Raw genomic sequence first — 13953 nt, forward strand, 5'->3', positions numbered from 1 at the left:
TTGCCTCCAGCTTTATTTACCGAATGTTCATTAGGTAATCCCATGAGGGGGTCCGGTGTCAAGGGGAGGCGGGATAAGGCGCGACGCCGGGACACACTTTGCGCGGCCGGGGCGCCCCTTCATCGATTGCTCCGTAACTGCCTTTTTCAGCGCTCAAAACGGCAGTTACGGAGCAGTCGACGCCGGGTCAGGCGCCCCGCGCAGAGCCGCGAGGTGCAAGGATGGGGGTACCGGCACCAGCAAGAACAGCAAAGGGCGGACCATGGCCAAAGGCATCTATGTCAGCGCAACCACCCCCGGCTCGGGCAAGTCCCTTGTGGCCCTTGGCCTGGCGGACACCCTGCACCGGCACGCGGACAGGATCGGCTTCTTCAAACCGGTGGTCCACGGGCCCTCGGCTGCCGATGACCCCATGGTGGCCCTGATGAAGGCCCGGTTCGCCCTGGATGACGAGCGATGCCGCGGCGGCCTGACCTACGACGAGGTCCGCACTCTCCTCGCGGAAGGAAACCGGGCGGAAATTGATGCCCGGTGCGTGGAGATTTTCGCCGACATCGCGCGCCACTGCGACGTGGTGATCGTGGAGGGCACTGACCTGGTGGGCCAGGACTCCGCCGTCGAGTTCGACCTCAACGCCCGACTGGCGAACAACTTGGCCACGCCCGTTGTGGCCGTGGTGGGCGCCAAGGGGCGGACCGTCCCTGAGACCGCTGCCGCCGTTGAAGTTGCCCGCAAGGAACTGGCCGCCGAACGGTGTGCGCTGCTGGCCATCATGGTGAACAGGGCCAGCGCCAGCGACCTGGACGCCATCGCGGCTGCCCTGAAACCCGGCGCTTCCGGCCGCCCGGTGTACATCCTGCCGGAGCTGGAGGAGATCGCCCGCCCCACCACCGGGGAAGTGGCTGCGGCGCTGGGCGTCCGCCAGATCGCGGGAACGCCGGACATGGAGCGGGACGTCAAGGACATCAAGGTTGCCGCGATGAACGTGGGCAACTTCCTGAACGTGCTGGACGAGGGCGCCCTGGTGATCGTGCCGGGGGACCGGGCGGACGTGATGGTGGCGTGCCTGGCCTCGTCCTTCTCGCGCGAATTTCCGGTGGCGTCGGCGCTTATCCTCACCGGTGGCCTGGCCCCGGACGCCAACATCTACCCGCTCCTGGCGCAGGCGCCGTTCCCTGTCTTTGCCGCGGACGAGGACACCTACCAGACGGCCCGCCGGGTGTCAGAGGTGCGCAGCGAAATCTGGTCGGGGCACCGGCGCAAGGTGGCCTCCGCGCTGGGCCTCTGGTCCCGCCGGGTGGACGAGGCCGAACTGGTGGAGCGGCTGCATTTGCCGCGGGCGGAACGGATGACGCCGCTGCGGTTCCTGCACGACCTGATCGAGCGGGCCCGGGCCCAGCGCCGCCACGTGGTGCTCCCGGAGGGGACGGACGTAAGGATCCTGCGGGCCGCCGAGATCCTGCACCGCCGCGACGTCTGCGACCTGACGCTCCTGGGCCCGGAGTCCGACGTCCGGGAGCTGGCAGCCGCCAACGGCATCGACCTGTCCGGCATCACTGTCATCGACCCCGCCACCTCCGACCTGCGGCTGAAGTTCGCCGAGAAGTACGCGGAGCTGAGGGCGCACAAGGGCGTGGACCTGCCCAAGGCGCTGGAGATCATGCAGGACGTCAGCTACTTCGGCACCATGATGGTCCAGCTGGGTGTGGTGGACGGGATGGTGTCCGGCGCCGCCCACACCACCGCGCACACCATCCGGCCGGCCCTGGAGTTCGTGAAGACGCGCGAGGGCGTGAAGATCGTGTCCTCGGTGTTCCTGATGCTGATGCCGGACCGGGTGCTGGTTTACGGCGACTGCGCCGTCAATCCGGACCCGAACGTGGAGCAGCTGGCCGACATTGCCCTGGCCTCGGCCGAGACGGCCGCCCAATTTGGGGTGGAACCGCGGGTGGCCATGCTGTCCTACTCCACCGGCGGCTCCGGCGCGGGCGAGGCCGTGGACGAGGTGCGGCAGGCCACCGAACTGGTGCGCGAGCGCCGCCCGGACCTCGCCGTGGAAGGCCCCATCCAGTACGACGCCGCCGTGGACGCCTCCATCGCCGCGTCCAAGATGCCGGGTTCCTCCGTGGCCGGCCAGGCCACGGTGTTCATCTTCCCGGACCTGAACACCGGCAACAACACGTACAAGGCCGTGCAGCAGAGCTCCGGGGCCGTGGCGGTGGGGCCGGTCCTGCAGGGGCTGCGGAAACCGGTCAACGACCTCTCCCGCGGCTGCACGGTTGAGGACATCGTGAACACGGTGGCCATCACGGCCATCCAGGCCCAGTCCCCAGCGCAAACACAGGCCCCAGCGCAGGCTCCAGCGCAAATACAGTCCCCAGCGCAGGCGGAAGCCACGGCGGAGGCACCGGCCTCATAGGAGACCAGGCAAATAGGACGACGCCGGCACCTTGGCGGGTGCCGGCGTCGTCCATTTAGTGGGCTGGGAAGTGGATCCCTAGGCGGCTGCCTTGACCTTCAGCGGCTCGATCCTGCCGATAACGAACAGGTAGTTGGCCGCGCCGATAAGGGAGATTGCGCCAATCACAGCCAGCGGTGCCACGAAGGATCCGGTCTGGTCCACCAGCACGCCGATCAGGATGGGCGTGAAGATGCCGGCCAGGTTCGAAGCGAAGTTCTGGAGGCCGCCGATCGAGCCGACGTGGCGCGAGCTGGGGGCGACGTCGGCCGGCAGCGACCAGATGCCGGTCGCGGCCACCGTAAGGCTGGAGTAGGCGACGGACAGCAGGGCCAAGGCCATCCAGGCTTCCGGAACCAATGCGGCGAACATGATGACCGAGCCGCCGGCCAGGCCGCCGGCGATGGCTGTCTTGCGGACCTTGCTGACCGGTGAACCTGCGCGGACGGCACGGTCGGCCAGGTATCCGCCGAGCCAGCCGAACAGGACCGCGCAGATGCCGGGGATGGCGCCGAAGAAGCCGAGCTTGAGGAGGTCGAAGCCGCGTTCCTTGACCAGGTAGCTGGGGAAGAACGTGATGAAGAAGTAGATGGCGCTGTTCAGGCAGAAGAAGCCGAACATCATGCTGAGGATGGTGCGGTACTTGAAGAGCGAACGCCAGGGCAGCTTGGCTGCGCTTTCGTCATCACTGGCCGCGCCGCGGGCGCCGCCTTCCTGGATATAGCTGATCTCTGCCGCGTTCGCGCCGGTGTGCTCCTCCGGGCTGCGGTAGTACTTCCACCAGACGGCGGCCCAGATGATTCCAAGGATGCCGATGATGATGAAGACCGCATGCCAGGAGGTGAAGGCGACAATCAGGGTAACGATGGGCAGTGCGATGACGGCCCCGACCCGTGACCCGGAGTCCCAGATGCTGGTGGCGAAGGCGCGTTCCCGGACGGGGAACCAGGTGGCCACCACCTTGGCGGCGGTGCTGGGTGCGGGGCTTTCGCCGACGCCCAGGAGGAACCGTGCGGCGAACAGGGACCAGAAGCTGGAGGCTGCCGCCGTCACCATGGTGAAGACGGACCACCACAGTGCGGCCAGGGAGAAGGAGCGGCGGGGACCCACCTTGTCCACGTACCAGCCGGCGGCGAGCTGGAAGAAGTCATAGGCCCAGAAGAAGGCAGCGAAGATCAGCCCCTGCTGGGTGGCGCTGAGCTCGAAGTCCTTGCCCATGAAGGGCAGGGCGACGCTGAGGCTGGACCGGTCAAGGTAGTTGATGCTGAGGCCGATGAAGGCAAGCCAGATGATGACCCAGCGCTTGCGGGTCATGAGGCGGGGCTGCCGGGATGGATTGGTAACGGAGGTCTTACTTCCGAGCGTAGTCATGCGGTCTCCTTCGACTTATACATGGCTTCGGGTGCGGGGCGCACGGGCGGGAGGGGGAGACGCGGAAGATCTCAGCGCCAAAATCGTATAGGAATCGGGTTAATCATATAGAAAGTGTGACCGGGATCAAGTGCCCTTCCAAAAAAGCCCTTCCATGAAGCCTGTGGCGGGGTGTGGCTTATGATTCCCCCAAGCGACTCCCGGCCGAAAAGGCCATGTCCACGCTCCGCAGCAAGTCCAAACCAATGCAAGAGGTAACCGCGTGCCCCCACGTCAACCGTCCGAAACCTCCCGCGGCAAGGCCGCCGTGCCCGACGTCTATTCGGCGATGCGTGCCTCAATCCTGGAAGGCGAGATAGCGCCCGGCACCCGGATCAACATTGACGCCGTCGCCCGCAGCCTGGGGGTGTCCCAGACTCCCGTCCGCGAGGTGCTGCAGCGGCTCGAAGGCGACAACCTGGTGGTCTACAACCCCGGCCGGGGATACAGCACCACCCCGCTGCTGGACCTGCCGGAACTGCGCTCGCTGTTTGAATTCCGGCTCCTCGTGGAACCGTGGGCGGCCCGCGCGGCCGCTGTTGACCGCCTCGCCAATCCGGCCGGCGCCCTGGAGAAGGAACTGGGCAGCTTCCGGAGCGCCATGAAGCGGAGCAAGGACCTCCGGCAGGACCTGGTGGCCCATGACACCCGTTTCCACGACACCATCCTTGCCGCCTCCGGAAACCCCGTGGTCCGGCATGCCTTTGCCCAGACCCACTGCCACCTGCACACCTTCCGGCTGTACCCGGCGGATGTGGACGGGGCCATTACGGTGGCTGAGCATACGGCGGTGAGGCAGGCTATCGAGGCGTGTGATCCGGAGGGGGCGGAGGCGGCCATGACGACGCATATCCGCAATTCCTTTGACCGCTTTGCTCAGGCCTTTGAGGTCGAGCTCGCCCCGCTGGAGGACAGCGGACCGCCGCGCACGCACATCATCACCTAGCTCTCGACGAACTGCCCCGGCCCCGGACGGCCGGGGCTGCTGCGTTGGCGGGGCAGGCCGGCGCGGTCGGGGGTTGACGTAGATCACGTGTCCTATATGATTTTATAAATTCGTATAGGAATCGAATCTTTCCCTTCTCCAGTTCCGCTCCGAAAGTTGAGATCCATGCCTTCCATCACGTCCATCAACACCCAGGACGTCCGCTTCCCCACGTCCCTTGAGCTCGACGGTTCCGACGCGGTCAACGTAGACCCTGATTACTCGGCCGCCTATGTGGTAATCCGCACCGATGCGGGCGACGAGGGCCACGGCTTCGTTTTCAGCTGCGGCCGCGGCAACGAAATCCTGACCTCAGCCATCGACGCCTACGCCCGTCTGCTGGTGGGCCGCGAGATCGACGAGCTCATCGGTGACCTGGGCGCGGCCTCCCGGCTCCTCATCCATGACTCCCAGCTCCGCTGGCTGGGCCCCGAAAAGGGCGTGACGCAGATGGCCTGCGGCGCCCTGGTCAGCGCCCTGTGGGACATCCGTGCCCGCCGGGAAAACAAGCCCCTCTGGCTCCTCCTCAGTGAGATGACACCCGAGGAACTGGTCAGCGTGGTGGACTTCACCCATATCCGCGATGCCCTCAGCCCGGAGGAGGCACTGGAGATCCTCCGTGCCGGCCAGGACGGCAAGGAACAGCGCACCGCCGAACTCAAGGCCGACGGCTTCCCCGCCTACACCACCTCTCCGGGGTGGCTGGGCTACAGCGACGAGAAACTGGTCCGGCTCAGCAAGGAGGCCGCAGCCGACGGGTTCTCCATGATCAAGCTCAAGGTGGGCGGGGACATCAATGACGACCGCCGGCGCATGGCCCTGGCCCGCGAAGCCGTAGGCGGCCTGCCCATTGCCATTGATGCCAACCAGCGGTGGGAGGTGTCCGAAGCGGTCGAGTGGGTCAATCAGCTGGCAGAATTCAACCCCTACTGGATCGAGGAACCCACCAGCACCGACGACGTCCTGGGCCACGCCGAGATCCGCAGGGGCGTTGCACCGGTCCGGGTGGCCACCGGTGAAGCAGTGCAGAGCCGCATCGTCTTCAAGCAGCTGCTCCAGGCCGGCGCCATCGACGTGCTCCAGCTCGACTCAACCCGCGTTGCCGGCGTCAACGAGAACATCGCCATCCTGCTGCTGGCCGCCAAATTCGGGGTGCCCGTCTGCCCGCACGCCGGCGGCGTTGGCCTGTGCGAGCTGGTCCAGCACTTCTCCTTCTTCGACTACGCCGTGGTGGGCCGCAGCCAGGAAAACCGCATGATCGAATTCGTGGACCACCTGCACGAGCACTTCGCGGAACCCGTCAGGATCGTCGACGGCCGCTATGCCGCACCGGAACTGCCCGGCACCGGCGCGGAGATGCTCAGCGCCTCCCGCACCCGCTGGGAATTCCCCAACGGCGCCGGATGGCAAGAAGTGGGCGACCGCGCCGCCGTCACCGGTGCAGCCCTGGCCCCTGCCGGAGCGGTCCAATGAGCGAAGGAGTGAACGCCGCCGTCGAAGCCGCAGCATCCGCCTTTGAAAAGGGCCGGACCGTGGACCCCAACACCCGCGCGGGTTGGCTCGAAGCCATCGCCGCCGGGCTGGAGCAGGATGCTTCCGGGCTGGTGGAAACGGCCGTCCGGGAAACCCACCTGGGCACCCCGCGGCTGGAGGGCGAGCTCAAGCGCACCGTTTTCCAGCTGCGGCTGTTCGCGGACGAGATCCGCCGCGGCGAGCACTTCGATGCCACCATCGACCACGACGACCCCGCGTGGGGCATGGGGCCGCGGCCGGACCTCCGGCGGTACAACGTGCCCCTCGGCGTGGTGGGGGTATTTGGTGCCTCCAATTTCCCCTTCGCGTTCAGCGTGATGGGCGGGGACAGTGCCTCGGCCCTGGCGGCGGGCTGCTCCGTGGTGCACAAGGCCCATGACGCCCACCGCGAACTTGCGGCCCGCACCGCCCAGGTGGTGACCGATGCCCTGGAAGCTGCCGGGGCGCCGTCGGGCCTGTTCTCCATGGTGACCGGCCGGCAGGCAGGGGAGGCCCTTGTTGACCACCCCCTGGTCAAAGCCATCGGGTTCACCGGCTCCACCGCCGGCGGCCGTGCCCTGCTCACCAGGATTGCGGCGCGCCCCGAGCCCATCCCATTCTTCGGGGAACTGGGCGGGATCAATGCCGTCTTCGTGGCGCCCGGCGCGTGGTCAGCCCGGTGGTCGGAGATCATCAAGGGCTATGCCGGTTCCTTCACCCTGGGCATGGGCCAGTTCTGCACCAAGCCCGGGCTGCTGTTCGTCCCCGCCGGGGACACGGAGGAGCTCCGCAACCAGCTGGGGGAGGCGCTGGCAGGATTCAGTCCCGCCCGGCTCCTCAGCGACCGCCTGCACGCCGGCTACACCGACGCCGTCACCACGCTCCGGGACAGCGGGGGAGTGGAAGTCCTGCTGGAAGGGGACTTTGCGGAGCACCCCGCGCCCACGGTCCTGCGCACCACGGCGGAGGAGGTCCGAAAGAACCCCGCGCTGCTGCGAGAGGAAATGTTCGGCCCCGCCAGCCTGGTGGTGGAGTACCAGGACCAGGCGGAGCTGCCGGAGCTGGCGGCGCTGCTCGAAGGTCAGCTGACCACCACGCTGCAGGCAGAAGAGGACGACGACGTCTCCGAACTCGCTGCCCGGCTGGCGGACCTCAGCGGGAGGGTCCTCTGGAACGGCTGGCCCACCGGTGTGACGGTCAGTTACGCCCAGCACCACGGCGGCCCCTACCCGGCCACCACCTCGAACACCACCTCCGTGGGGACGGCGGCCATCCGCCGCTTCCTCCGCCCGGTGGCGTACCAGTCGTTCCCCGCAACGCGGCTGCCCGAACCCCTGCAGGACAGCAATCCGTGGCAGGTCCCGCAAAGGGTCGACGGCGTCTGGCGGCACCCTGCGCCGGACGCCTCCCGTGACGGGGCCGGGACGGGGGTGTACCAGTGAGTCCGAAACCCGCGGCAGTCCGTTCCGTGCTACCCGAGGACGCCGACGCCGCGCTGCTCATCGGCCGGGTCTGGGATGGTGAAACGGGCGGTCCGCGCGTGGTGGCCGTCAGCGGAGGGACCGTCTTCGACCTGCACCGTCTGGCCACCACGGTCTCCGGCCTGCTCGAACTGCCGGACCCCGCCGCCGCCGTCCGCTCTGCCCTCCTGGATCCAGACCTGGCCGAACCCCGCTGGGCGACGGCCGACGTCGTCAATGCCTCCCTGGCCGGGGACGGCAGGACGGTGGATGCCGCCGAAACCAGGCTCCTGGCACCCATCGACCTCCAGGTCATCAAGGCCTGCGGCGTCACGTTCGTGGACAGCATGATCGAACGGGTCATCGAGGAACGCTGCGCGGGCGACGCCGCACGGGCTGCTGAAGTGCGTGAGCTGGTGGGCCGGGCCCTGGGCGGAAGCCTCGCCGACCTGCGGCCCGGATCGGCGGAGGCGGCCGAAGCCAAGCGGGTCCTCCTTGCCGAAGGGCTGTGGTCGCAGTACCTGGAGGTGGGGATCGGTCCGGACCCGGAGGTCTTCACCAAGGCGCCGGTCCTGTCATCAGTGGGACTGGGGGCGGAGATCGGCATCCCGTCGTTTTCGTCCTGGAACAACCCGGAGCCGGAGCTGGTGCTCATTGCCACGTCCGGCGGGCGCGTGGTGGGCGCGACGCTGGGTAACGACGTGAACCTGCGCGATGTGGAAGGCAGGAGCGCCCTGCTGCTGGGCAAGGCAAAGGACAACAACGCCTCCAGCGCCCTGGGGCCGTTCATCCGGCTGTTCGACCGGAATTTCACCCTGGACACGCTGCGCGATGAGGAGATCCTGCTCCGCGTGGACGGCCCGGAGGGGTACCTGCTGGAGGGGCGGAACAGTGTGTCCCGGATCAGCAGGCCCTTCGAGGAACTCGTGGCCGCCACCTACGGGAAGCACCACCAGTATCCGGACGGCTTCGCGCTGTTCACGGGGACCCTCTTTGCGCCCACGCAGGACCGGGACGAACCGGGCCAGGGCTTCACCCACAAGCACGGCGACACCGTCACCATCCGCAGCCGCCACCTCGGTGCCCTGGTCAACCGGGTGGGCCCGTGCGAGGAACTCCCGGCCTGGACGTTTGGCCTCCGCCAGCTTTTCGACTACCTGGCGACGCAGGGCCAGGAGCTAGGGCAGGGGCAGGGCGCCCGTCTGGCCCGTTAGTGGCAAAGGACGACGCCGGCACCCTGGTGGGTGCCGGCGTCGTCCTTTTGCGTGTGGTGCTGTCAGCTGTTGTCCGGCTTGGCCACGCTGTCCGGGTCTTCCTGCTTGGCCGGCTCGTCGGAGAGGCCCTGCGGCGTGAGGTCCAGTCCTTCCCGGTCTTCGGGAGCCTCCGGTGCTTCCCCGGTTTCGGCGGCCTTGAGGTTGCCCGTGTCGTCCAGTGCCGGGTTGGCGCCCTCCACCCCGGTGGGATCGCTCTTGCTTCCGGAATCGGGTTGCGCGTCGAGCGGGGCGGTGCTGCTGGATCCCGTGTTGGTGGGGTCGTTCTCGTCGATCGAATTGGGCTCGTTCGTCATGGAATTGTCCTCTCGGCGTGGTCCAGCCTTGTTTGCCGACTCTATGCACAGGCTGCGCCACTCCGCAAGGAACCCCGCGGTCACGAAAACGGTGCGCCCCGTTCGCTGAGCGCACCCTTCTCGATTTTCCGTTCGCAGCCGTTTCCGATCGACTGCATCTATAGTAAGCATGCTGATGATATTTTTGGCAAGCCTTCCGAAACCCTGCGCTTCCCTGATCTTCCCGTCCGAAATGGTGAAGACGAGGATTTCACGCTCGTCCAGGGACGTTCGGCGAAGTAGCGCTAGCATCGCAGTCATGCCTGGTACAGCCATCTCCACAGCGTTCATCCCCGTCCGGAACCCCGAATCAGCGGCCGGTTGGTACAGCCGCACGCTGGGCCTCACTATCGCAGAGGCCAACACCTTTTCCGCCGTGCTGAACGGGGAAGGAAAGGCATCGGTGACCCTGATGGGCCCGGACAGCGGCATCAAGGCCGAGCCCGGCCTGGCGTGGGCAACCTGCAACTTCCTGGTCGATGACCTGGAGGGAACGCGCGCAAGGCTTGCGGAAGACGGTGTTCCGGTGGGTCCCGTTGGGGGTTCCCCGGACGTCTGCCGCTTCTTCACCGCGGAGGACCCGGACGGCAACACGCTGCTGCTGACTGACCGTTAGCCGCGCCACATATAGTGGGGTTGAACTGCAGACGCCAGGCTGAGGAGGCCCCGCATGCTCGTGCTCGTCATCAACTCCGGTTCGTCGTCGTTGAAGTACCAGGTCCGGGACGTGGCCGCCGGGACGGTGCTCACCGAGGGACTGATCGAGAAGATCGGCATGGGCAACGGCGGCGGCGGGGACGGCGAGATTGAGGGCCCGCGGGACCATGCGGAGGCGCTGGAACAGGTGGACGCCGCCATCCACCGCGAACTGGGCGGCCTCGAGCTGGCGGCGGTGGGCCACCGCGTGGTCCACGGCGGCGAGCGGTTTGCTGAACCCGTCCTGGTGGACAACGAGATCACCCGCGCCATCGAGCGGCTCAACCCGCTGGCGCCGCTGCACAACCCGGCCAACGTGCTGGGCATCAGGGCCATCACCAAGAAATGGCCCAAGATGCCGCAGGTGGCTGTGTTCGACACCGCCTTCCACCGCACCCTGCCCGAGCACGCCTGGCGCTACGCCGTCCCGGACGAGCTCTACACCAACCACGGCATCCGCCGGTACGGCTTCCACGGCACCTCGCACGAGTACGTCGCGCGCCGGTCGGCGGTGCTGCTGGACCTTCCCATCGAGGAGTTCGACGGCGTCATCGCCCACCTGGGCAACGGCGCCTCAGTGACGGCCATCCGCGGCGGACGCTCCGTGGACACCTCCATGGGCTTCACTCCGCTCGAGGGCCTGGTGATGGGCACCCGCTCCGGCGACCTGGACCCCTCCATCCTGGTGTTCCTGGGCCGGGCCGGGTGGTCGCCGGAGGACATCGACACCATGCTGAACCGGGAATCGGGGCTGAAGGGCCTGGCCGGCAATAATGACATGCGCTCCGTGGTGGAGGCCTCCGAGTCCGGCGATGAGAAGGCCAGGATGGCACTCGCGGTGGCGTCCTACCGGCTGGCCAAGTACATCGGCGGCTACCACGTTGCCGTCGGCGGCGCCAAGGCGCTGGTATTCACCGCCGGGATCGGCGAGAACTCGCAGCAGTTCCGGGCACACGTGGCGGACCGGCTGGGCGCCTTGGGAATCGAGCTCGACGCCGGCCTGAACGCCCGCCGGTCCAAGGAACCGCGCGTCATTTCCACGCCGTCCTCCGCGATCCCCGTCCTGGTGGTTCCCACTGACGAGGAGCGCGCCATCGCGGAGGCGACTGCCGCCGTCGTAGGTTCCGGCAGCTAGCCGCCACCATGCCTGAGATCCACCTGCCCATCCGCACCGGGCGCCTTGTCCTGCGCCGGTTCGATGGCGGCGACCTGGACGCCTTCCACGCCTACCACTCGCTGCCGGAGACCGCCCGGTTCCTCCCCGGCCCCGCCAAGACGTACACCCAATCCATGGAGCGGGTGGGCCGGTACGCCAACTTTGTCTTCGAAAAGGAAGGCGACTGGGTTGCGCTCGCCATCGAGGCCGCTGATCAGCCGGGCCTGCTGGGCGAGGTGGTGCTTAAATGGCTCCCGGGCCGGGGGCAGGCCGAAGTGGGATGGACGCTGGCGCCCGCGGCCCGCGGCAGGGGCTACGGCACCGAGGCGGCCAATGCGGTGCTGCGGCTGGGCTTCGAGGAACTGGGCCTGCACCGGATCGAGGCCCGGCTCGACGAGCTCAACGGGGTGTCCGCGTCGCTGTGCGACCGGCTGGGCATGCGGCTGGAGGCGCGGCACATCGACAAATGGCACTACAAGGGACAGTGGGCCACCGAACTGGTCTACGCCATCCTTGCCGATGAGTGGCGGATCGGTTCACGCAGCTAGCCCCTACGCCCGGCCCTTGAGGATCAGGTTCCAGTAGATCTTGGGGAACAGGTCCCGGTCCACCACCCAGGACAGCTTGCTTTCGTTCCAGGTGGGTACCCGCGGGATGGTGGGCATGGGCCGGTAGCGGTCATCGAATTCGGCGAACACCACGGTGTCCCGCGACACGGTGAACGGGCACACCGAGTAGCCGTTGTACCTGGCGCGCAGCGGTTTGCCCTTGCGGGCCGCCACCAGGTTCTTCGCCAGCACCTTGGTCTGCTTGCGCAGCGCCCCGCCGGACTTGGAATTTGTGGTACCCGCGGCGTCGCCCAGGGACCATACGTTGGGGTACCGGAGATGCCGCAGCGTCTGCCGGTCCACCTCCACGAAGCCGCCCGCGTCCCCGGGAGCCGGCAGGTCCGTGGCCTTGAGCCAGTCCGGGGCCGACTGCGGCGGGACGGCGTTGAGGACGTCGTACGTCAGGTCCTCCGTGGTGTGCGCGGCGTGGTCCCGGATGGTGGCGCGGCGGCCGGCCGGGCTTACCGCCACCAGCTCACTGTTGGTCCGCAGCTCGATCCCGTACTCGGCGATCTTGCGGTCCAGTTCCCGGTCCACCTCCGGTACCCCGAACACGGTGGGGTAGGGCTGCACCATCACCACCCTGATCTTGTCCAGGACCCCCTGTTCCCGCCAGTAGTCGCAGGCCAGGTACATGGGTTTCTGGGCGGCGCCGCCGCATTTGATGGGCCCCGCCGGCATGGTGAAGACAGCTGTCCCGGAGGTCATGGCGCTGAGCAGCGTCCAAGCCTTGGGAGCAAGGTCGAACTCGTAATGGGATGCGCCGTGCGGCGAATGCACGGCCTCGGCCAGCCCCGGCACCGCGTCCCAGTCGTACTGCAGTCCCGGGCACACCACCAGTTGCCCGTAAGCCACCCGGGCCCCTGATTCCAGGCTGACGGTGTTGGCCATCGCGTCCACCCCGACGGCGGCATCCCGGATCCAGGTGACGCCCTGGGGGATGACGGATTGCTGCGGCCGGATGGCCTCCTGGGCCTGCGCCCGGCCGCCGGCAATGTGCGAGAAGAGCGGCTGGTAGAGGTGGTGGTCCCGGGGTTCGATCACGGCCACGTCCTTGACGCCGTAGCGCTGCAGCCGCGCCGCCAGGGAGATGCCGGCATTGCCGCCGCCAATAATCACTACCTCATGCTGGGCAGCCACGGGACTACTTCTTCTCGGTCAGCGCAGATGCCTTGTGCGCTGCCCGGGCGCCCGTCTTGTCCGATTCGACCACGTACTGCGGCTCATCCTCGCTGGCGCGGTGCGTGTTGCCGTCGAGCTCGAAGTCGCTGGTTTTCTTTTCGACAATCCTGCCGTGCGTCTTGCCCTGTGAAGTGTTCCACTCCACATGCGTTCCCTTGCTCAGCGACATCTGCACTCCTTGGCTGGGTGATGCGGTGGGTCTGTGCCGCTCTGCGGCCCGGCTGCCGCCCCGGCGGGCGTCCCCGGAGCCAATCGTAAGCATGATTACGTTGTTTTGGCAGCTACGTGTCCGAACCCCGGGCCCGGCCGCCTGCACCACGGGATGGCGGCATTGACACCGGCCGCGTCCAGGGCCATGCTGTCCCTGCCGGCCACGCCCGGCCGGCATCAGGTGCTCTCAAAGGAGAATGCTGTGCCTGTTGTAGAAGAAAGCGTCGTCATTGCCCGGCCACCGCAGGAGGTCTTCGATTTCCTGTCGAACTTCGACAATGTCGCTGTCTACGATTCCTCGGTGACCTCGTCGGAACGGGTCGGCGAAGGGCCCGTGGGAGTGGGCACCCACGGCCGGGGAACCAGCAAAGTCATGGGACGGCACTTCGACTGGACCGTTGAGGTCAAGGAGTTTGATCCGCCCCGGCGCATGGTGTCCAAATCGGTGGAAGGGAAGCTGGACTTCACGGTGACGTTCACCCTGGAGCCTGCCGACGGCGGGACGCGCGTCACCCAGCGGATCGATGCTGCGTCCGGCCTCGGGGGCATCTTCGGCAAGCTGGCCGACCCGCTGGTGGAGAGGGCCCAGGGCCGGACTGTCCGGGCCAACCTCGAAACCCTGGCGGAATGGATGGCCGAACACCCGCAGCCCTGATCACCCGGCAGCGGC

The 13953-nt window shown here is 67.5% G+C and carries 13 protein-coding genes; 9 read left to right on the forward strand and 4 right to left on the reverse strand.

Features of this window, described 5'->3' with window-relative positions; all coding sequences use genetic code 11:
* The first annotated feature begins 262 nt into the window (after positions 1–262).
* Positions 263–2419 (forward strand): phosphate acetyltransferase, encoded by a 2157-nt coding sequence (gene pta, locus MRBLMD1_RS00845; protein ID WP_364396566.1) that lies wholly within the window; start codon positions 263–265, stop codon positions 2417–2419.
* A 78-nt stretch (positions 2420–2497) separates the two neighbouring features.
* On the opposite strand, the gene MRBLMD1_RS00850 is transcribed toward pta, so the two are convergent.
* The gene (locus tag MRBLMD1_RS00850; RefSeq protein ID WP_364396568.1) at positions 2498–3829 is read right to left on the reverse strand and encodes an MFS transporter; all 1332 of its coding nucleotides are present in this window, start codon (positions 3827–3829) and stop codon (positions 2498–2500) included.
* Positions 3830–4091: 262 nt separating this feature from the next.
* Between MRBLMD1_RS00850 and MRBLMD1_RS00855 the strand changes: the two genes are divergently transcribed.
* The 4 genes from MRBLMD1_RS00855 (at position 4092) to MRBLMD1_RS00870 (ending at position 9039) form a co-directional block, all read left to right on the forward strand.
* The gene (locus MRBLMD1_RS00855) at positions 4092–4814 is read left to right on the forward strand and encodes a GntR family transcriptional regulator (protein ID WP_236560719.1); all 723 of its coding nucleotides are present in this window, start codon (positions 4092–4094) and stop codon (positions 4812–4814) included.
* A gap of 165 nt (positions 4815–4979) precedes the next feature.
* A complete protein-coding gene (locus tag MRBLMD1_RS00860) occupies positions 4980–6326 on the forward strand; it encodes an L-fuconate dehydratase (RefSeq protein ID WP_159630904.1) in 1347 nt (448 codons plus the stop codon).
* Positions 6323–7807 carry an aldehyde dehydrogenase (NADP(+)) gene (locus tag MRBLMD1_RS00865; protein ID WP_159630906.1) on the forward strand — a complete coding sequence of 495 codons (1485 nt, stop codon included), beginning with the start codon at positions 6323–6325 and terminating at the stop codon, positions 7805–7807. Before MRBLMD1_RS00860 ends, MRBLMD1_RS00865 begins: the two co-directional genes overlap by 4 nt.
* Entirely contained in the window at positions 7804–9039 is a 1236-nt protein-coding gene (locus MRBLMD1_RS00870; RefSeq protein WP_364396571.1) for a fumarylacetoacetate hydrolase family protein, read from the forward strand. The genes MRBLMD1_RS00865 and MRBLMD1_RS00870 overlap by 4 nt, the downstream gene beginning before the upstream one ends.
* A 62-nt stretch (positions 9040–9101) precedes the next feature.
* On the opposite strand, the gene MRBLMD1_RS00875 is transcribed toward MRBLMD1_RS00870, so the two are convergent.
* A complete protein-coding gene (locus tag MRBLMD1_RS00875; RefSeq protein ID WP_159630909.1) occupies positions 9102–9392 on the reverse strand; it encodes a hypothetical protein in 291 nt (96 codons plus the stop codon).
* Between the two features lie 298 nt (positions 9393–9690).
* Here MRBLMD1_RS00875 and MRBLMD1_RS00880 point away from each other — a divergent pair, with 298 nt between their 5' ends.
* Genes MRBLMD1_RS00880 through MRBLMD1_RS00890 form a run of 3 tightly spaced genes read left to right on the forward strand, consistent with a single transcriptional unit; the run spans position 9691 to position 11831 of the window.
* Complete coding sequence (locus tag MRBLMD1_RS00880; RefSeq protein WP_224026950.1) at positions 9691–10047, forward strand: VOC family protein; 357 nt, start codon at positions 9691–9693, stop codon at positions 10045–10047.
* 54 nt (positions 10048–10101) lie between these two features.
* Entirely contained in the window at positions 10102–11262 is a 1161-nt protein-coding gene (locus tag MRBLMD1_RS00885) for an acetate kinase (RefSeq protein ID WP_159630913.1), read from the forward strand.
* 8 nt (positions 11263–11270) lie between these two features.
* Positions 11271–11831 carry a GNAT family N-acetyltransferase gene (locus MRBLMD1_RS00890; protein ID WP_364396575.1) on the forward strand — a complete coding sequence of 187 codons (561 nt, stop codon included), beginning with the start codon at positions 11271–11273 and terminating at the stop codon, positions 11829–11831.
* 3 nt (positions 11832–11834) lie between these two features.
* Here MRBLMD1_RS00890 and MRBLMD1_RS00895 read toward each other — a convergent pair whose 3' ends face one another.
* Both MRBLMD1_RS00895 and MRBLMD1_RS00900 read right to left on the reverse strand, forming a co-directional pair.
* A complete protein-coding gene (locus MRBLMD1_RS00895) occupies positions 11835–13031 on the reverse strand; it encodes an NAD(P)/FAD-dependent oxidoreductase (protein WP_159630917.1) in 1197 nt (398 codons plus the stop codon).
* Between the two features lie 4 nt (positions 13032–13035).
* Positions 13036–13242 (reverse strand): DUF2945 domain-containing protein, encoded by a 207-nt coding sequence (locus tag MRBLMD1_RS00900; protein WP_043452340.1) that lies wholly within the window; start codon positions 13240–13242, stop codon positions 13036–13038.
* Between the two features lie 243 nt (positions 13243–13485).
* Between MRBLMD1_RS00900 and MRBLMD1_RS00905 the strand changes: the two genes are divergently transcribed.
* Positions 13486–13938: an SRPBCC family protein gene (locus MRBLMD1_RS00905; protein ID WP_159630921.1), complete on the forward strand. Its 453-nt coding sequence runs from the start codon at positions 13486–13488 to the stop codon at positions 13936–13938.
* The last annotated feature ends 15 nt before the right edge of the window (positions 13939–13953 follow it).

The organism is Pseudarthrobacter sp. LMD1-1-1.1 (assembly GCF_040676255.1).
Taxonomy (GTDB): Bacteria; Actinomycetota; Actinomycetes; order Actinomycetales; family Micrococcaceae; genus Arthrobacter.